Raw genomic sequence first — 17181 nt, forward strand, 5'->3', positions numbered from 1 at the left:
CAATCAATTTGGCACTGGCTTATCAAGCACCCTGTTGAGTTCTCAAAGAACAACCACACACCATCCGGAACCCCGCATCAGCAGGACCCCGTCCGGGGCATTTCGTTCGTCCCGCACCCACCGCTCTCGCGCCGGGCACTTTTACTACGTTACCCGGTGGTTTCTGCCGTGTCAAACCGGAGTTTCGCGGTTTGTCACGCCTTCCGCCCTTTTGCCGGGCACCACTATTCGACCGGCTCGCGCCGGGCGCTTCGTGGATTTCGGCAGGACGGCCGCTGCGGTTTCCCGCTCGCTCGTCCGTGTCCCTGCCGGTCGACAACCTTACCCGGTCGGTTCCGCCTCGCCAAATCCGCCTCGCGGCGAATCCGGGGCACCGCCCGGTCCAGGATCCGATGGAGTCAACCATCCTCGCCCGGTCGTCATTCCCGCGCTCCGGCCTCCCAGGTCTTTCGCCTGTTTCGTCCGTTCCGCGCTGGCAGAGAAAAAGTTACGCGCCCGGCGGATTGATCGTCAAATCCGCCGGGCGCGTCCCGCGTCACACCGTCGACGTGGAGCTATCTGCCCAGCTCAACGCCGGCGAAGTTGCGCTTCCCGCGCCGCAGCACGAGGTATCGGCCGTGCAGCAGGTCCGCCGGCGACACCGTCGCGTCCACGTCGGCGATGCGCACGTTGTTGACGTACGCGCCGCCCTCGGCGATGACCCGGCGCGCCTCCTTCATGCTCGGCACCAGGCCCGACTCCTTGAGCAGGCCCGCGACGTCGGGCAGCTCGTCGAGGTGCACCAGACCGGCCTCGGTGAGCGCGGCGCGCAGCGTCTCCGGGGACAGCTCGTCGAGCGAGCCCCGGCCGAAGAGCGCCTGGCTGGCCGCGACGGCCTGGGCCATCTCCCGTTCGCCGTGGACGAGGGTGGTCAGCTCCTCGGCGAGCGCCCGCTGGGCGAGCCGCGCCTGCGGCCGTTCCGCCGTGGCCTTCTCCAGCTCCTCAATCTCCTCGCGGGAGCGGAAGCTGAAGTACCGCAGGTAGCGGCCGACGTCCCGGTCGTCGGCGTTGACCCAGAACTGGTAGAAGGCGTACGGGCTGGTCATCTGGGGGTCGAGCCAGACGGCGCCGGTCTCGCTCTTGCCGAACTTGGTGCCGTCGGACTTGGTCACCAGCGGCGTGGTGAACGCCTCCACGGGGCCGGCCCCCCGGCGGCGGATGTAGTCCACGCCCGCGGTGATGTTGCCCCACTGGTCGGAGCCGCCGTACTGGAGCTGGCAGCCGTGCCGGCGGTGCAGCTCGAAGAAGTCGTTGGCCTGGAGGAGCTGGTAGCTGAACTCGGTGTAGCTGATGCCGGTCTCCAGCCGCGCCTTGACCACCTCGCGGGCCAGCATCTTGTTCACCGGGAAGTGCTTGCCGACGTCCCGGAGGAACTCGACCACCGACATCTCGCCGGTCCAGTCCAGGTTGTTGACCAGTTGCGCCGCGTTCTCCCCGGTGTACGAGACGAACGGCGAGAGCTGGTCGCGGATGCGCTGCACCCAACCGGCGATGACCTCGGGCGGGTTGAGGGTGCGCTCGGCGCTCTCCTTCGGGTCGCCGATCTGACCGGTGGCGCCACCCACCAGCAGCAGCGGCCGGTGCCCGGCCAACTGGAGCCTGCGGGCCATCACGACCTGCATGAGGTTGCCGACGTGCAGGCTCGGCGCGGTCGGGTCGAAGCCCACATAGAAGGTGGCACTCCCGCCGTCGAGCAGCGCGCGCAGCTCGTCGAGGCCGGTCGAGTCCTGGATCAGGCCCCGCCACAGCAGGTCGTCGGTCAGGGAGTCCCGCCCCTGCGGGAGGTTTCTGTCGGTCACGGTCACCGATTCTCCCCCATCACCGGCCCCGGACCGTACCGGGTTTGCCTCTCGGGGGTCGCGACTAGGCTGGCGGCGGCGTCGCGCGAGAGGGAGGGGTCGCCGTGGAGGAGCCGGATCTGACCGGGGGTTTCGTCGCCCTGCTGGGCCTGAAGTTCGACGAGGTGAGCGGGGACCGGGTGGTGATCCGCTGGCAGGTCCGCCCGGAGCTGCACCAGCCGTACGGGATCCAGCACGGCGGGGTCTACTGCTCGGTGGTGGAGACGGCGGCCAGCATCGGCGGCGCCCTGTGGCTGGGTGACAAGGGCAAGGTGGTCGGGGTGTCGAACCAGACCGACTTCCTGCGTGCCGTCCGCGACGGCGAGCTGACCGCGGTCGGCACCCCGATCCACCGGGGCCGCAGCCAGCAGCTCTGGCTCGTGGAGATCACCGACGACGGTGGCCGGCTGGTCTCGCGCGGTCAGGTGCGGTTGCAGAACCTGACCGGCGCCTGATCCCGGGCTGTTCGATTCGCCCGAAAAGAGGGATCTGACGCCGATATCGTCGCGTCGATGAGACCGCCCGCTCCCGACCCGACGTGAGGAAGCTCCTCGCCGCCACACTCGGCGTGCTGTCCGCCATCGGCGGCTTCGTCGACATCGGCGACCTCGTGGCGGCGAGCCAGGCCGGCGCCCGCTTCGGGATGGCCCACGCCTGGGTGCTGCTCGTCGGGGTGGTGGGCATCTGCGCGTACGCCGAGATGGCCGGACGGATCGCGGCGGTGAGCGGCCGGGCGGTGTTCGACCTGGTCCGGGAGCGGCTGGGGCCGCGCGTCGCGCTGCTCAACCTGGTCGCCTCCTGGCTGGTCACGGTGATCACGCTGGCCGCGGAGCTGGGTGGCGTGGCCCTGGCCTTGCAGCTCGCGACCGGGCTGAGCTACCTGCTCTGGGTGCCGGTGGCCGCGGTGGTGGTCTGGTTGGTGCTCTGGCGGATGCGCTTCGAGCTGATGGAACGGGTCTTCGGGCTGGCCGGGCTGGCCCTGCTGGTCTTCGCGGTCGCGCTGTTCGCGCTGCCCACCGACTGGGCGGAGCTGGGGCGCGGGGCGCTGCGGGTGAGCTCCGGTGGCGAGACCTGGTCGGTGTACTGGTTCGTGGCGGTGGCGCTGTTCGCCTCGACGGTCAGCCCGTACGAGGTGTTCTTCTTCTCCTCGGGCGGGGTCGAGGAGCGGTGGAGCGCCGCCGACCTGGCGCACGCCCGCTCGAACGTGCTGATCGGCTTCCCGGTCGGCGGGTTCCTGGCGCTGTCGCTGATCGCCGTGGCGACGGTGGCGTACCACCCGTCCGGGGCGTCGCTGGACACCCTCGACCAGGTGGCCCGGCCCGTGCTGACCGCGCTGGGCGGGGCCGGGCTGGCCGCCGCGGTGCTGGCGTTCTTCGCGGTGACCTTCGGGGCGGCGCTGGAGACCGGGCTGTCGGCCGCGTACGCGGCGTCGCAGTACTTCGGCTGGCAGTGGGGCAAGCGGGTCAGCCCGCGGGAGGCGGCCCGGTTCCACAGCGTGCTGCTGGTCGGGCTGCTGCTCGGGGTGCTGCTGCTGATGACCGCCGTGGACCCGGTCCGGCTCACCGAGTACATGCTGGTGCTCAGCGCGGTGGTGCTGCCGCTGACCTACCTGCCGATCCTCGTGGTGGCGAACGACCGCAACTACCTCGGCGACCGGGTCAACGGGTGGTGGACGAACCTGCTCGGGGCGGTGTTCCTGCTGCTCATCGTCGCCGCGTCGGTGTCGGCGCTCCCCCTGGCGATCATCACGAGGATGGGGCGATGAGGATCCAGCTCGACAAGCAGTTGCTCGACCGGCAGATCGTCGACGTCGACGGCCGGCTCGTGGGGCGGGTCGACGACATCGCGTTCGCCGTCGACGAGGAGGGCTACCCGTACGTGGACTGCCTGCTCACCGGCCAGGCGGCATTGGGGCTGCGGATCGGCGGCCGGATCGGGCGGATCCTGACGGCCGTGGCCGACCGGTTCACCGACGCCCCGCCGGTGCCGCCGCGGCGCGTGGCGCTCACCCAGATCGACCGGGTGGACAGCGTGGTGCGGCTGCGCTGCCCGGCGGCCGACCTGCCGCCCTCGCCGGTGGAGTCCTGGCTGCGCCGGCACCTGATCGACCGGATTCCGGGAGCCGACCGTGCGAGCGGGTGAGCTGCTCGGCCGGACCGCGTACGACCTGCGCGGGCGACGGTTGGGCCAGGTGGTCGACGTGGTGGTGCGGGGCGGCTGGCCGCCGGAGCGGCTGCGGATCACCGACGTGATCGTGGCCGGCCACTGGTGGGCCCGGGTGGCCAGCCGGCTGATCGGCCCGGAGCGGCACCCGTCGGGGCCGTGGCTGCTGCGCGCCGTGACCCGGCTGCTGAGCCGGAGCACCCGCCAGTTCCCCGCCGACTCGGTGCAGCTGCTCCCGCCGGTGCCCGGCTTCCCGTTCGGGGCACCGGCCGACCGGAGCTGAGGCCGGGGCGGCCGCGGGCCGGCGGCCGAATCAGCCCCGCGCCTCGTCGAGGACCGGCGCCTCGACCTCCGCGGAGTCGTCGGGCCGCTCGTGGCGGCGGTGGCGGCGGACCCGGACCTCGGTGATCGCGTGGTGATCGACGCCGGCCACCGCCAGGTCCCAGCCGTCGACGCGGACGCTCTCCCCCGCCACGGTCGGGATGTGCCCGAGGCAGATGAGCACCAGCCCCGCGATGGTGGTGTAGTCGCCCGCCGGGCGGTTGGGCAGGTCGACGCCCAGGTCGGTGAGGTCGTGCACCGGGAAGGTGCCGGGCAGGACCAGCGTCCCGTCCTCCTCGGTGCGGACCGAGCTGAGGTCCCGGTCGGTCTCGTCGTAGATCTCGCCGACGATCTCCTCGAGGATGTCCTCCAGGGTGACGATGCCGTCGACCGCGCCGCGCTCGTCGACCACCAGCGCGATGTGCTGGCGTTCCGCCTTGAACTGGCGCAGCGCGTCGACCACCGGCAGCGAGTCGGGCAGCAGCATGGGGGGCCGCGCGATCTCGTCGACCGGCCGGTCGTCGGGGACGCCGACCAGGTCGCGCAGGTGGATCACCCCGACCGCGTCGTCCAGGCCGCCGTGCCGGACCACCGGCGCGCGGGAGTGGCCGGTCGCGGCGAGGACCAGCCGGGCCGCCTCCGCGGTCGTCCCGCTGTCGAGGGTGAAGACCTGCAACCGGGGTACGAGCACCGCGCGCAGCTGCCGGTCGGCGATCTCCACGGCGCCGGCGATGATGGTCCGCTGCTCCTTGGTGAAGCCGTGGTTGCCGGCCACGATGTCGCGCAGCTCGTCCGGGCCGATCTCCTCCGGCTCGTGCTTCGGGTTCAGCCCGAAGAGGCGGACCACCAGATCGCTGGTGGCGCCCAGGGCCCAGACCGCCGGTCGGGTGACGCTGGCCAGCAGGTCGAGCGGGCGGGCCACGACGAGGGCCCACCGCTCGGCGGACTGCATGGCGATCCGCTTCGGGGCCAGCTCCCCGAAGACCAGGGTGACGAAGGTGAGCGCCAGGGTGACGCCGACGATGGCGACCGTCTCGGCGGCGTCGCCCAGCGCGCCGAGCAGCGGGACGAGGGGCTTGGCCAGCGACACCGCGGCGGCGGCGGAGGCCAGGAAGCCGGCCAGGGTGATGCCGATCTGGATGGTGGCCAGGAACCGGTTGGGGTCCTTGGCCAGCCGGGCCAGGGTGCGGCCCGCCCGGCTGCCGCGTTCCAGCCGCTGGAGCTGGCTGTCGCGCAGCGAGACCAGGGCCATCTCACTGCCGGCGAAGGCCGCGTTGACGATCACCAGAACTCCGACCAGGGCCAGCTGGCTCCAGTAGCTCTGCACGCGCGGTTCTCCCTCGGCCCGACCCGGGCCGGCCGCCGTGGCCGCCCCGGCGCCGACCGTGTCCCGGGCGGCGTGGCCCCTCTGTTGCCCCGCGGGCGGGCCGCGCAATCCTCCGGCGGCGGGTCAGGCGGGAGTCGGCAGGTCCAGCACGTACGCGTCGCCCTCGGGCCGGAAGCCGAGCCGGTGGTAGTAGGGGGCCACCATGCCGTGCGGGCTGACCACCCGGCGGAAGCCCCGGTCGGTGAACAGGCGGCTGCGCCGGTAGACGAACTCGCCCGGGGTGAAGTCGCGGAACGGTGGGGTCACGTAGTCCAGGTCGATCTGGGCCACCCCGCCCGCCTCGGCGTGCGAGACCACGACGCCGACCACCTCGTCGGCGCGGACCACCAGGAACGCCGAGCGGTCGGCGGCGGCCGGGTCCCAGCGGAAGTCCGGGTTGAACCGGGCGATGTCGGCGGCGTGCACCCGCAGGGTGTGGGCCAGGAAGGCGTCGCCGGTGCCCACCTCGACCACCTCGTAGGTCTGCGCGTCGTGCCGGGTGGCCAGCATCTTCCGCAGGTACCAGACGTTGATCACCGCGAGCACCACGTTCAGCCCGACCATGGGCCACACGTGCACGGCGGCGTTGTAGCCGATGAGGATGAGGCAGCCGAGCAGGTTGAGCGCGCGCAGCCGCAGGATGCGGGTCTGCAGGAGCGACCAGACCAGCAGCGCGGAGCCGGCCCAGCCGACGAGTTCCAGCCAGTTCACCCCGGGGAGACTAGTGGCCGCCCTGGTCGGTCGCCTCGGCGGGCAGCTCCAGCACATACTCCTCGACCTCGGCGCCGCGGCCGGCGGCGTACCCCGAGTCCTCGCCGACCACGACGAAGCCGCACTTGCGCAGCACCGCCAGGGAGGCGGCGTTGTCCTTGGCGGCGCGGGCGTGCACCGGCCGCTGCGGCACCTCGCGCAGCAGCGCGGCGAGCGCGGCGGTGGCGTGGCCGCGCCCCCAGTGGGCGGAGTCGATCCAGTAGCTGACCTCGGTGCGCTCCCCGACCGGGAACGCGGCCACGCGCCCGACCACCGTGCCGTCGACGGTCACGGTGCGGTTGACGATGCGCGGGTCGGCCCGGATGCGGGCCCAGTGGGCGTCGAAGGCGGCCCGGTCGGCCGGGTCCTTCGGGCCGAACGCGGCCATCCAGTTGGCCTGCGGATCCTGCTCGTGGGCGAAGAACGCCGACAGGTCCTCGTCGCGTACCGGGCGGAGCCGCACCTCACTGGTCACCCGGCGGAGGATACGCGGACCCACCGACAGGTTCGGGACCTCCGGCCCGGCCCGGGTCCCGGCCGGCCCTGCCGCGCCGGCCGGTCGCCCCGGTTACCTGGGAGTGGGACACCGGGTCCCGTGCTGAGCCGAGGAGGCCGGACATGGCCAGGTACCGACTCCGGCTAGGAGGGCAGCTGCGATGACCGCCATCTTCAACCCGACGGGTCCGGCCCCGGCCCCGGTGCCGACCCGTCCGCTCCCCACCCCCACGCTCACGCCGGTGGCGGTCGGGCCGGTCGGCCCGGTGCTGGAACTGCCCGGCACGCCGGCCGCCGCGCTGGTGCCGGTCACCCACGCGGGCCGGCCGGTCGGGGCGTTCGTCGTGGCCGGCGGGCGGGTCCGTTACCGCCGGCTGGCCGACCCGGACCGACTCGTCGCGGCCGCCGCCGGGGCCTTCGCCGTGGCCGCGCTCGTCACCGCCGTGGGGGTGGTGGCGACGGCCCGGCGCCGGCCGCCGGCGATCCGCACGGTCACCATGGGCCCGGGCGGCCGGGTCAGCCTGCGCGGCGCCCCGCTGCCGCCGCTGCGGCCGGACCGGCGGCCGTGGTGGGCCCGGGCGCTGCGGGCCCGCCGCCTGGTCGTCGACCGCTGACCCGCACCGGGTACGGCCGCCGCCTCCGTCGAGGCCGGCGGCCGTGCCCGATCCCGGACCGTCGAGGTGCCGGGCCCGTCCCGTCACACGGCGGGTGGACCGGCGCCCCGACCGGCGCCGGACGGACCGGGAGGGGCGGAGGATCGTCGGGGTGAACAGGATGCTGCAGCGCCCGCGGAGCCGGGCACTTCGGATGCACACCCTCCGGGCCCGCGTCGTCGGCCCGACCGCGGCCGGCCCACGTGCGCTGGGCCCGACGGCGGCCGCGCCGCTGGCGCTCGCCGCGGCGGCGCTCGGCGCGGTGGCGATCGGCCGGCTCATGATCGCCCGCCTGGCCGTCAAGCGGGCGGTGATCCGTGAGCTGCGGATCGGCCGGCTGGAGGTGGACGACCTGGTCGTCCACCGGCACACGGTCGGTCACCCGGTCGGCGGCAGCACCGCCGGCAGGTCGTAGAGGTCGAGCAGGCGGACCCGGGCCGCGTGGAGCCGGTCCACCACGACGCTCATGAAGCGGGTGGTGAGCTGCCGGCCCAGCGCGTCGTCGGACTCCATCAGCCGGCGTACGCCCGCGGCGCTCAGCTCGACCGCCGTGCTGCGCTGCACCGCGACCGCGCCGAACTGCCAGCGGTAGGGCGGGAAGAGCCAGGACCAGCCGAGCACCCCGCCCGGGCCGATCGTCTCGATCCCCACGTCACCGCGGCCGGGCACCGGGAAGTCCAGCGCCACCTGGCCGCCTCGGACCAGCCAGAACCGCTCGGCCGGCTGCCCGGCCCGGAACAGCCGGTGCCCGGGGTGCCAGACCACCGGGCGGGCGTATCCGGTCAGCGGGGGCAGCCACTCCTCGGGCAACCCGGCGAGGAAGGGGTGTGCGCGGAGCATCTCCAGCGGGGTCATCGGTCGCTCGCCTCCCAGGGTCGGACGGGAAACCCCGGCCGCCCACCGGGTCCCGGTGCGCACGCGTCACGGGGCGGATCGTCCCGACTCCATCGGACTCCCGTCCGGCCCGGAATGTCAGGGCCGTTGGTCCCGAACCGGCCGGGTGCAAGGCCTCTGCCGGCGGGTCGCCCGCCGGAAGACCGTGGAGGTGGACGAAGGAGGACGTGATGACCGACAGATCCGGTGCCCCCGTCGTGGTGGGCGTGGACGGTTCCGCCACCGCTCTGGACGCGGTCCGGGTGGCCGCGCGGGAGGCGGTGGCCCGCCACCGGCCGCTGCGGGTGGTGCACGCGTTCCTGTGGCCGCTACTCGGCACCCCGCTCGGCCCGATGGCGGCCACCCTGCCGCACGAGGACCTGCGGCGGGAAGCGGACAAGCTGGTCGCCGAGGCGGTCGACGAGGCCCGCAAGGTCGACGCCGAGCTGCCGGTGACCGGCGTGGCGCGCGACGGCGGCGCCGTCGCCGTGCTGCTGGAGGAGAGCCGGGACGCGGCGCTGCTGGTCCTCGGCCACCGCGGACTGGGCGGCTTCGCCGAGCTGCTGGTCGGCTCGGCGGCCGTCGGGCTCTCCGCCCGGGCGGACTGCCCCGTGCTGGTGGTGCGGGGCGAGCCGCGCGCCGACGGCCCGGTGGTGGTCGGGGTGGACGGCTCCGACCTCTCCACGGAGGCGATCGGCTTCGCGTTCGCCGAGGCGGCGCAGCGCGGCGCCGACCTGGTGGCGGTGCACGCCTGGCTCTACCCGGCCCCGGTCGGGCCCGGCGACATCGTGCCGCTGGTCTACGACCCGGAGCAGCTGCGTGCGGAGGAGGAGCGGGTGCTCGCCGAGGCGGTCGCCGGCTGGGCCGAGCGCTACCCCGAGGTCCGCGTACGGCGGAAGCTGGTCGCCGGCGCCCCCGCGCCGGTGCTGCTGGCGGAGTCCGCCGACGCGCAACTGGTCGTGGTCGGCGCGCACGGCCGGGGCAGCCTGGGCGGGCTGCTGCTCGGCTCGGTCAGCCACGCGGTGCTGCACCACGCGCGCAGCCCGCTGGCCATCGTCCGGCACCGCCGGGGTCACGCCGCGGGCTGACCCCGACATCCGTCCGCGCCGGCCACTTCCCCCCTCGGCCGGCGCGGACGGCCGTCGGCGTTCGGACGCCACGGGCCGGGTGGTGGTCGACAATGGGCGGAACCGACCGGAAGGATGCCGATGAACCGACCAGTCGTGGTGGGTGTCGACGGATCGTCGACCAGCCTCACCGCCGCCGAACACGCCGCCCGGGCCGCCGTGGCGCGGTCCCGGCCGCTGCACCTGGTGCACGGCTACCTGCATCCCCTCGGCTACGGCGTGCCGCTCAACCCGTACGACCTGGGGGTGCCGGCGCCCACCGAGGAGTCGCAGAAGATGTTGGAGCAGGTGGCCGCCGAACTGGTCGGCCGGCATCCGACCCTGCGGGTGGAGGTGCGCCAGGTGGCCGGCGGCCCCGGCGCCACGCTGGTCGAGGAGTCCCGCCGGGCGGAGCTCGTCGTGGTGGGCAGCCGGGGCGTGGGCGGCTTCGCGGGGCTGCTGCTCGGCTCGGTCAGCAACCAGGTCGCGCAGCACGCGCACTGCCCGGTGCTGGTGGTCCGCCCGGCGGAGCAGCCGATCCCGGTGCGGGGCCCGGTGCTGGTCGGGGTGGACGGGTCCGAGTCGGCCGGGCACGCCCTCCGGCTCGCCGCCGACGAGGCGGTCCGCCGGGACGCCGCCCTCGTGCTGGTCCACGTCCGCACGCCGGAGCGGGGCGCGGTGGCGCCCGACGCCGCCGCCGAGGCCACCGCCGCCGGGCAGGCCGAGTCCGCCGAGCTGCTGGCCGGGGCGGCCGCCCGGATCCGCGCGGACCATCCGGTGCTGAGCGTCGGCGAGCGGCCGGTGGCGGCCGCCTCCCCGGAGCAGGCGCTCATCGAGGCGAGCGGGGAGGCGGCGCTGGTGGTGGTCGGCTCCCGGGGCCGGGGCGGCTTCGCCGGGCTGCTGCTCGGCTCGGTCAGCCAGGCGCTGGTGCAGCACGCCCACTGCCCGGTGCTGGTGGCGCACCCGTACGAGCCGGCCGACGACTGAGTCGCCGGCCCGCGCCGGGGTCGGGCTGATCGGCCGCCGGGTTGCGGCCCGGCTCAGGCCGGGTCGCGGCCGGCGAGCAGGTCCTCGAAGCTGGTGGTGAGCGCGAACGGGTCGGCCGGTTTGGTCGCCGCCGGGCGGCGGTCCACCTGCTCGGCCAGCTCGATGCCGGCCCGCCGGATCCGGGCCCGCAAGGCGCTGTCGTCGCCGTCGCCGGCCCAGTCCTCGGGCGCGGCGAAGACCGCCGTCGGCATGACGACGGCCCGAAGGTAGGCGAACATCGGCCGGACCGCGTGCTCCAGGGCGAGCGAGTGCCGGGCCGTGCCGCCGGTGGCCCCGATGAGGACCGGCCGGTCGGCCAGCGCGTCCTTCTCCACGACGTCGAAGAACGACTTGAACAGCCCGCTGTACGAGGCGTTGAAGACCGGGGTGACCGCGATCAGCCCGTCCGCGCCGGCGACGGCGTCCAGCGCCGCGCGCAGGGCGGCCGGCGGGAAGCCGGTGAGCATGTGGTTCACCACGTCGTGGGCGTGCTCGCGCAGCTCCACCGTGCGGATCTCCACCTCGGCGCCGCGCCGGACCAGCTCGTCGCGGGCGGCCGCGGCGAGCTGGTCGGCGAGCAGCCGGGTCGACGAGGGCTGGCCGAGGCCGGCCGAGACGACGGCCAGGGTGCGGCGGGTCATAGGGCCTCCTCGGGTGCCTTGCCGGTCACGTCGTCGACGGCGTGGACGGTGCTGTCCTTGGCGCCGCCCGCCGCGGCCAGCAGCGAGGCGTGCGTGGGCGCCTCGGGCACGTGCGCCGGGCGCAGCGAGTCGAACTCCTTGCGCAGCACCGGGACGACCTCCTCCCCCAGGATGTCGAGCTGCTCCAGGACGGTCTTCAGCGGCAGCCCGGCGTGGTCCATGAGGAAGAGCTGGCGCTGGTAGTCGCCGACGTACTCGCGGAAGCCCAGCGTCCGGTCGATGACCTGCTGCGGGCTGCCGACGGTCAGCGGGGTCTCCCGGGTGAACTCCTCCAGCGACGGGCCGTGCCCGTAGACCGGGGCGTTGTCGAAGTACGGCCGGAACTCGCGCACCGCGTCCTGCGAGTTCTTCCGCATGAACACCTGGCCGCCGAGGCCGACGATGGCCTGGTCGGCGGAGCCGTGGCCGTAGTGCGCGAAGCGCTGCCGGTAGAGCCCGACCATCCGCTGGGTGTGCTCCTTCGGCCAGAAGATGTGGTTGGCGAAGAAGCCGTCGCCGTAGTAGGCGGCCTGCTCGGCGATCTCGGGGCTGCGGATCGAGCCGTGCCAGACGAACGGCGGCACGCCGTCGAGCGGGCGTGGGGTCGAGGTGAACGACTGGAGCGGGGTGCGGAACCGGCCCTTCCAGTCGACCACGTCCTCCCGCCACAGCCGGTGCAGCAGGTCGTAGTTCTCGATGGCGAGCGGGATGCCGTTGCGGATGTCCTGCCCGAACCAGGGGTAGACCGGGCCGGTGTTGCCGCGGCCCATCATGAGGTCCACCCGGCCGTCGGCCAGGTGCTGGAGCATCGCGTAGTCCTCGGCGATCTTCACCGGGTCGTTGGTGGTGATCAGCGTGGTCGCGGTCGACAGCAGCAGCCGCTCGGTGCGGGCGGCGATGTGGCCCAGCATGGTCGTGGGCGACGACGGCACGAACGGCGGGTTGTGGTGCTCGCCGGTGGCGAACACGTCCAGCCCGACCTCCTCGGCCTTGAGCGCGATGGCCACCATCGCCTTGATCCGCTCATGCTCGGACGGCAGCCGCCCGTTGGTCGGGTCGACCGTGACGTCGCCGACGGTGAAGACTCCGAACTGCATGACCGGCTCCTCGCGTGGGGCCCGGACCACTCCGGCCCGGCATCGCTCCGCACAACATATTTGACGAGTCAACTATTCCGGAGCGGCCCCGACACGACGTGGCCCACCTCACCCCCACCGCGACCCCCCAGCCCCGCCAGAATGATCAAGAGGTTTGCGTCAGGATCCGGGCCGATTCCGACGCAAACCTCTTGATCAATGGCGCTGGCGGGGGACGGGGGCGGTCGGGGTCAGCCGCCGGCCACCGAGGGCAGCACCTGGATCTCGGCGTTGTCCGGGACCGGGGTGTCGAGGCCGCCGGCGTGGCGGCAGTCCTCGCCGTCGACGTAGACGTTGACGTAGCGGCGCAGCTCACCCCGCTCGTCGCGGATCCGGCGCGCCAGCCGGGGCCAGGTGGCGGCCAGCTCGTCGAGGACCGCCCCCAGGGTGCCGGCGGCGGCCACGGTCAGCCGACTCTCCCCGCCCGCCTCGGGCCGGAGCGGGCCGGGCAGCAGCACGGTGACCACTCAAACCTCCGCGGCCCGGACACAGAGCACGTCGGGCAGGTGCGCGGCGACCCGCGACCAGGAGTCGCCGTCGTCGGCGCTGGCGTAGACCTCGCCCGAGCGGGTGCCGAAGTAGACCCCGGCCGGGTCGTGGTCGTCGGCGCACATCGCGTCGCGCAGCACCGAGGGATAGAACGGCCCCTCGGGCAGGCCGGCGGTCAGGGGGTCCCAGCTCTTTCCGGCGTCGGTGGAGCGGTAGACCCGGCAGCGCCGGTCGGTCGGGAACCGCTCGCCGTCCGCCGTCAGCGGGAAGGCGTAGACGGTGCCGGGGCGGGACGGGTGGGCGACGATCGGGAAGCCGAAGTCGCTGGGCAGGCCCGCGGCGATCGAGGTCCAGCTGAGGCCGTCGTCGTCGGAGCGGTAGACGCCGTGGTGGTTCTGCGCGTAGAGGCGCTCGGGGTCGCCGGCGTCCCGGGCGATCTTGTGGACGCACTGGCCGAACTCGGGCCACTCGTCAGGCAGGAAGTACGCCCGGATGCCGGTGTTGCCCGGCGCCCAACTCGCCCCGGCGTCCTCGGTGCGGTAGACCCCGCCGGTGGACATCGCCACGGCCATCCGGCCCGGGTCGCGCGGGTGCGGGAGCACACTGTGGACGGCCTGCCCGCCGAAGCCGGCGGCCCACTGCTCGCGGTGGGGGTGGTCCCAGAGCGCCCGGACCAGGCTGAAGCTGCGACCGCCGTCGTCGGAGCGGAACAGCGCGGACGGTTCGGTGCCCGCCCAGACCACGTCGGGCTGGTCGGGGCCGGCCGGGGTGAGCTGCCAGACCCGACCCAGGCTGGCCCCGGTGTCGGCCGGGAACGCCACCGGCGCCTGCTCGGGCTCCTGCCACGAGCCGCCGAGGTCGTCGCTGGTGGCCACGCTGGGGCCGAAGTGCGAGCTGGTCATGCCGGCCAGCAGCCGGGGCCGGCCGGGGCGCTTGTCGACGGCGACCGCGTAGACCCCGGTCATGGGGAAGTGCGGGCCGCTCACCGCCCAGTCGCGCCGGTCGGTGCTGGTGGCCAGGAAGAGTCCCTTGCCGGTGCCGATCGCGAGCAGCGTCGTCATGCCGGTCCTCCCTTGTCGACGGGTGCCGTGATTATCGCCACACCCACCGACAGGATTCCCGCCCGGCTCGCCGAGCGCCGGTCAGCGTCGGGTCCGCGGCACGTGCCGGCGGTACGCGCTCACCGTCGGGTCGCCCGCGATCCAGAATCGCCACGGCACGTCGTGGGCGCCGGTGACGCCCACCCGCGGCCCGGCGGTGACCGCCGCCTCCGGCACCGGCGCGAGCGGGGGCCGCAGGCGCACCGGACCGTCGCCGAGCAGGTCTGCGCCGTAGACGGACCGGTCGATGCCGAGCGCCGCGCAGAGCCGGGCGGGCCCGCGCGCGAGATCGACGTCCCTGCGTACGGCCGGCCGGCGCTCCCGCGCGACGTCGAGGCCGTCGACCACCTCGCCGGCACGCAGCAGCACCGCCGCGGCCTCGCCGTCCGGCCCGGTCACCACGTTCACGCACCAGTGCATGCCGTAGGTGAAGTAGACGTAGGCGTGCCCGGCCGGGCCGAACATCACCGCGTTGCGCGGGGTGCGCCCGCGGTGGGCGTGTGAGGCGGGGTCGCCGGCGGTGCCCGCGTACGCCTCGACCTCGGTGATCCGGACCGTGACCCCGTGGCCGCTGAGCCGGCAGCCGAGCAGTCCCCGGGCGGCGGGAACCACGGGGCCGGCGAGTAGGTCGGAAAGGACGGAGAGGTCGGTCGCGGTCACCGGAGAACCCTAACCGGATCCCCGAAGGTGAGCACGAATTGCTTTCAACGGGGCGTTGACAAAATGTCGTTCAAGGGTGTGGGATGGACGACATGGTCACGCTGGATAACGACCCGTTCACCGCTCCGGATGCTGCCCAGGCGCGGGCCCACCGCAACTACGCGGCGCTGCTGCGGATCGCCGAGCGGCACGCCGGCACCGACGCCCGCCGCCGCCGCTACGCGCACCCCGACGTCCCCGACGCCTACGAGGCGGCCACGCTGGTGATGGCCCTCGCGGGCGGGGCGGAGCTGGCGGAGGGCGAGGAGCCGGTCGACCAGGCCGACCTGATGGCCGCGCTGACCCTGATCCCGCACGTGCGCGCCGAGGTCGACGCGCTGGAGGCCGGGCTGCTCCAGGTGGCCCGCGGCCGCGGCCTGACCTGGCAGGCCATCGCCTTCGGGCTGGGGCTGGGCAGCGCCCAGGCGGCCCGGCAGCGCTACGAGCGGCTCACCGTGCGCACCGGCACCGGCGACTGACCACCGCCGACTGTCACAGCGGCGGGCGAGACTGTCCCGGACGAGGGCACGGGAGGACGCGATGACGCGCGAGGAGATGCTGGCCTACTGCCTGGCCAAGCCGGGGGCCTGGCTGGACCGGCCGTGGGAGGGCGACGAGGTGGTGAAGGTGGGCAGCCGGATCTTCGCCTTTTTGGGCGCCCCCGAGGGCGAGGCCCGGGTCGGGGTCAAGTGCGGGCCGTCCCGGGAGGTGGCCGACGAGTGGCTGCACCGGTTCCCCGACGACGCCCGCTCCTCCCCCTACATCGGCCGCTCCGGCTGGAACACGCTGCGGCTCGGGGGCGGCATCCCGGACGACGAGCTGATCGAGGCCGTCGACGGGTCGTACGACGCGGTGGTGGCGAAGCTGCCCAAGCGCGAGCGGCCGACGGTCTGACCCCGCGCGGCGGCCGGGGCCACCGCGCGGGGCGTCGGACTCAGCGGGGCACGACCCGCTCGGCGGTCCAGTCCCGCCAGCCGGCCAGCCGGTCCGCGGCGGCCGCGAGTTGATCGGCCACCGGCCCGGGGCCGGTCGAGCCGGGGGTGGTCCGGGCCGCCAGGGCGGAGCGCACGGAGAGCACGTCCCGCACCGACGGGTCGAGGTGCTCGCTGACCGCGGCCAGGTCGTCGTCGGAGACCTCGTCGAGGGCGCAGTCGCGGGCCACGCAGAGCGCCACCAGCTTGCCGGTGATCTCGTGCGCGTCGCGGAACGGCACGTTCCGGCGGACCAGCCAGTCGGCGACCTCGGTGGCCAGCGAGAAGCCGACCGGCGCGGCGGCAACCAGCCGGTCGACCCGGACCGTCATCGTGGAGATCATTCCCGCGAGGGCGGGCAGCAGCAGCTCCAGGGTGTCGACCGCGTCGAAGGCCGGCTCCTTGTCCTCCTGCATGTCCCGGTCGTAGGTCATCGGCAGGCCCTTGAGCATGGTGAGCACGCTCATGAGACCGCCGACCAGGCGGCCGGACTTGCCCCGGGCCAGCTCGGCGATGTCCGCGTTCTTCTTCTGCGGCATGATCGACGACCCGGTGGCGAACGCGTCGTCCAGCTCGACCCAGCCGAACTCGTGCGACGTCCAGAGCACCACCTCCTCGCCGAGGCGGGACAGGTGCACGCCGATCATCGCGGTGACGAAGAGGAACTCGGCGACGAAGTCCCGGTCGGCCACCGCGTCCATCGAGTTGGCGAAGGACGTGCGGAAGCCCAGCTCCTTGGCGACCGCCACCGGGTCCAGCGGCAGGCCGGACCCGGCGAGCGCGCCCGCGCCGAGCGGGCTCACGGCACACCGGTGGTCCCAGTCGCGCAGCCGCTCCAGGTCCCGCAGCAGCGGCTGCACATGGGCGAGCAGCCAGTGGCCGAAGGTGACCGGCTGGGCGTGCTGGAGGTGGGTCATGCCGGGCGCGGCGGTGTCCACGTGCCGCTCCGCCTGCTCGACCAGGGCCTCGGCCAGCTCGACCAGCCGGGCGGCCACGCCGCGGGCGTGGTCGCGCAGGTAGAGCCGCAGGTCGGTGGCGACCTGGTCGTTGCGGGAGCGGCCGGCGCGCAGCTTGCCGCCGAGGCTGCCGAGCCGCTCCAGCAGGCCGCGCTCCAGGGCCGTGTGCACGTCCTCGTCGTCGACCGTGGGGCGGAACGCCCCGGAGGCGCAGGCGGCCTCCAGGTCGTCCAGCGCGGCCAGGATCCTCCCCAGCTCCTCCGGGTCGAGCAGGCCGGCGCCGGCCAGGACCCGGGCGTGCGCCCGGGAGCCGGCGATGTCGTACGGGGCAAGGCGCCAGTCGAACTGGACGCTCACCGACAGCCGCGCGAGCGCCTCGGCGGGTCCGCCGGCGAACCGGCCTCCCCAGAGGCTCGTCCGGTTGGCGGGGGCGCTGTTCTCGGTCAGGCTCTTGTCGTCCACCCCACCCATTGTGGCAGCGCTCACCTTTCGCTCCCGACTGCGGGGCTCACTCGCTTCG

At 74.2% G+C, this 17181-nt stretch carries 21 protein-coding genes; 10 read left to right on the forward strand and 11 right to left on the reverse strand.

Annotated features, from left to right (window positions below; translation table 11 throughout):
- Positions 1-554: 554 nt before the first annotated feature.
- The gene (tyrS, locus tag FXF50_RS08410; RefSeq protein ID WP_370464088.1) at positions 555-1844 is read right to left on the reverse strand and encodes a tyrosine--tRNA ligase; all 1290 of its coding nucleotides are present in this window, start codon (positions 1842-1844) and stop codon (positions 555-557) included.
- A 98-nt stretch (positions 1845-1942) separates the two neighbouring features.
- Here tyrS and FXF50_RS08415 point away from each other — a divergent pair, with 98 nt between their 5' ends.
- From FXF50_RS08415 to FXF50_RS08430, 4 genes are all read left to right on the forward strand, one after another.
- Complete coding sequence (locus FXF50_RS08415; RefSeq protein ID WP_148426668.1) at positions 1943-2332, forward strand: PaaI family thioesterase; 390 nt, start codon at positions 1943-1945, stop codon at positions 2330-2332.
- Between the two features lie 83 nt (positions 2333-2415).
- A complete protein-coding gene (locus tag FXF50_RS08420) occupies positions 2416-3642 on the forward strand; it encodes an NRAMP family divalent metal transporter (RefSeq protein ID WP_148426669.1) in 1227 nt (408 codons plus the stop codon).
- The gene (locus FXF50_RS08425; protein WP_148426670.1) at positions 3639-4019 is read left to right on the forward strand and encodes a hypothetical protein; all 381 of its coding nucleotides are present in this window, start codon (positions 3639-3641) and stop codon (positions 4017-4019) included. Before FXF50_RS08420 ends, FXF50_RS08425 begins: the two co-directional genes overlap by 4 nt.
- On the forward strand, positions 4006-4323 hold the full coding sequence (locus FXF50_RS08430) for a PRC-barrel domain-containing protein (RefSeq protein ID WP_148426671.1): 318 nt from the start codon (positions 4006-4008) through the stop codon (positions 4321-4323). The genes FXF50_RS08425 and FXF50_RS08430 overlap by 14 nt, the downstream gene beginning before the upstream one ends.
- Before the next feature lie 30 nt (positions 4324-4353).
- Here the strand turns inward: FXF50_RS08430 and FXF50_RS08435 are convergent, their stop codons facing one another.
- The 3 genes from FXF50_RS08435 to FXF50_RS08445 form a co-directional block, all read right to left on the reverse strand.
- Positions 4354-5688: a hemolysin family protein gene (locus FXF50_RS08435; RefSeq protein WP_148426672.1), complete on the reverse strand. Its 1335-nt coding sequence runs from the start codon at positions 5686-5688 to the stop codon at positions 4354-4356.
- Between the two features lie 123 nt (positions 5689-5811).
- Positions 5812-6438, reverse strand: coding sequence for a YgjV family protein (locus FXF50_RS08440; protein ID WP_148426673.1), 627 nt, complete (start codon positions 6436-6438; stop codon positions 5812-5814).
- A gap of 10 nt (positions 6439-6448) precedes the next feature.
- The gene (locus FXF50_RS08445; protein ID WP_148426674.1) at positions 6449-6952 is read right to left on the reverse strand and encodes a GNAT family N-acetyltransferase; all 504 of its coding nucleotides are present in this window, start codon (positions 6950-6952) and stop codon (positions 6449-6451) included.
- 181 nt (positions 6953-7133) lie between these two features.
- Here FXF50_RS08445 and FXF50_RS08450 point away from each other — a divergent pair, with 181 nt between their 5' ends.
- Both FXF50_RS08450 and FXF50_RS08455 read left to right on the forward strand, forming a co-directional pair.
- Positions 7134-7586, forward strand: coding sequence for a hypothetical protein (locus FXF50_RS08450; protein WP_148426675.1), 453 nt, complete (start codon positions 7134-7136; stop codon positions 7584-7586).
- A 160-nt stretch (positions 7587-7746) separates the two neighbouring features.
- Positions 7747-8040, forward strand: coding sequence for a hypothetical protein (locus tag FXF50_RS08455; RefSeq protein WP_255509972.1), 294 nt, complete (start codon positions 7747-7749; stop codon positions 8038-8040).
- On the opposite strand, the gene FXF50_RS08460 is transcribed toward FXF50_RS08455, so the two are convergent.
- Positions 8004-8480, reverse strand: coding sequence for a cyclic nucleotide-binding domain-containing protein (locus tag FXF50_RS08460; RefSeq protein WP_148426676.1), 477 nt, complete (start codon positions 8478-8480; stop codon positions 8004-8006). The two genes, FXF50_RS08455 and FXF50_RS08460, sit on opposite strands and share 37 nt — an antisense overlap.
- A gap of 209 nt (positions 8481-8689) precedes the next feature.
- Between FXF50_RS08460 and FXF50_RS08465 the strand changes: the two genes are divergently transcribed.
- Together FXF50_RS08465 and FXF50_RS08470 are read left to right on the forward strand one after the other, a co-directional pair.
- Positions 8690-9586 (forward strand): universal stress protein, encoded by an 897-nt coding sequence (locus FXF50_RS08465; RefSeq protein ID WP_148426677.1) that lies wholly within the window; start codon positions 8690-8692, stop codon positions 9584-9586.
- A 114-nt stretch (positions 9587-9700) separates the two neighbouring features.
- Complete coding sequence (locus tag FXF50_RS08470; RefSeq protein WP_187399587.1) at positions 9701-10591, forward strand: universal stress protein; 891 nt, start codon at positions 9701-9703, stop codon at positions 10589-10591.
- 53 nt (positions 10592-10644) lie between these two features.
- Here FXF50_RS08470 and FXF50_RS08475 read toward each other — a convergent pair whose 3' ends face one another.
- The 5 genes from FXF50_RS08475 to FXF50_RS08495 form a co-directional block, all read right to left on the reverse strand.
- Positions 10645-11271, reverse strand: a complete 627-nt coding sequence (locus FXF50_RS08475; protein ID WP_148426679.1) for an FMN reductase — start codon at positions 11269-11271, stop codon at positions 10645-10647.
- Positions 11268-12407: an LLM class flavin-dependent oxidoreductase gene (locus FXF50_RS08480; RefSeq protein ID WP_148426680.1), complete on the reverse strand. Its 1140-nt coding sequence runs from the start codon at positions 12405-12407 to the stop codon at positions 11268-11270. Before FXF50_RS08480 ends, FXF50_RS08475 begins: the two co-directional genes overlap by 4 nt.
- Before the next feature lie 230 nt (positions 12408-12637).
- Entirely contained in the window at positions 12638-12913 is a 276-nt protein-coding gene (locus tag FXF50_RS08485; RefSeq protein WP_148426681.1) for a ubiquitin-like small modifier protein 1, read from the reverse strand.
- The gene (locus FXF50_RS08490; protein WP_148426682.1) at positions 12914-13996 is read right to left on the reverse strand and encodes an exo-alpha-sialidase; all 1083 of its coding nucleotides are present in this window, start codon (positions 13994-13996) and stop codon (positions 12914-12916) included.
- A gap of 81 nt (positions 13997-14077) precedes the next feature.
- Positions 14078-14695, reverse strand: a complete 618-nt coding sequence (locus tag FXF50_RS08495) for a DNA-3-methyladenine glycosylase (RefSeq protein WP_148426683.1) — start codon at positions 14693-14695, stop codon at positions 14078-14080.
- Positions 14696-14787: 92 nt separating this feature from the next.
- Between FXF50_RS08495 and FXF50_RS08500 the strand changes: the two genes are divergently transcribed.
- Complete coding sequence (locus FXF50_RS08500; protein WP_091321695.1) at positions 14788-15213, forward strand: DNA-binding protein; 426 nt, start codon at positions 14788-14790, stop codon at positions 15211-15213.
- Positions 15214-15274: 61 nt separating this feature from the next.
- Positions 15275-15628: an MmcQ/YjbR family DNA-binding protein gene (locus tag FXF50_RS08505; RefSeq protein ID WP_148426684.1), complete on the forward strand. Its 354-nt coding sequence runs from the start codon at positions 15275-15277 to the stop codon at positions 15626-15628.
- 40 nt (positions 15629-15668) lie between these two features.
- On the opposite strand, the gene argH is transcribed toward FXF50_RS08505, so the two are convergent.
- Positions 15669-17132: an argininosuccinate lyase gene (gene argH, locus FXF50_RS08510; protein WP_148426963.1), complete on the reverse strand. Its 1464-nt coding sequence runs from the start codon at positions 17130-17132 to the stop codon at positions 15669-15671.
- Between the last annotated feature and the right edge of the window lie 49 nt (positions 17133-17181).

The organism is Micromonospora sp. AP08 (assembly GCF_008085935.1).
Taxonomy (GTDB): domain Bacteria; phylum Actinomycetota; class Actinomycetes; order Mycobacteriales; family Micromonosporaceae; genus Micromonospora; species Micromonospora chersina.

Coding starts and splice junctions, on each gene's coding strand:
- FXF50_RS08425 (WP_148426670.1), top strand. CDS start 3,639: ATGAGGATCCAGCTCGACAAGCAGTTGCTCGACCGGCAGATCGTCGAC.
- FXF50_RS08450 (WP_148426675.1), top strand. CDS start 7,134: ATGACCGCCATCTTCAACCCGACGGGTCCGGCCCCGGCCCCGGTGCCG.
- FXF50_RS08455 (WP_255509972.1), top strand. CDS start 7,747: ATGCTGCAGCGCCCGCGGAGCCGGGCACTTCGGATGCACACCCTCCGG.
- FXF50_RS08460 (WP_148426676.1), bottom strand. CDS start 8,480: ATGACCCCGCTGGAGATGCTCCGCGCACACCCCTTCCTCGCCGGGTTG.
- FXF50_RS08465 (WP_148426677.1), top strand. CDS start 8,690: ATGACCGACAGATCCGGTGCCCCCGTCGTGGTGGGCGTGGACGGTTCC.
- FXF50_RS08470 (WP_187399587.1), top strand. CDS start 9,701: ATGCCGATGAACCGACCAGTCGTGGTGGGTGTCGACGGATCGTCGACC.
- FXF50_RS08475 (WP_148426679.1), bottom strand. CDS start 11,271: ATGACCCGCCGCACCCTGGCCGTCGTCTCGGCCGGCCTCGGCCAGCCC.
- FXF50_RS08480 (WP_148426680.1), bottom strand. CDS start 12,407: ATGCAGTTCGGAGTCTTCACCGTCGGCGACGTCACGGTCGACCCGACC.
- FXF50_RS08490 (WP_148426682.1), bottom strand. CDS start 13,996: ATGACGACGCTGCTCGCGATCGGCACCGGCAAGGGACTCTTCCTGGCC.
- FXF50_RS08500 (WP_091321695.1), top strand. CDS start 14,788: ATGGTCACGCTGGATAACGACCCGTTCACCGCTCCGGATGCTGCCCAG.
- FXF50_RS08505 (WP_148426684.1), top strand. CDS start 15,275: ATGACGCGCGAGGAGATGCTGGCCTACTGCCTGGCCAAGCCGGGGGCC.
- argH (WP_148426963.1), bottom strand. CDS start 17,132: ATGGGTGGGGTGGACGACAAGAGCCTGACCGAGAACAGCGCCCCCGCC.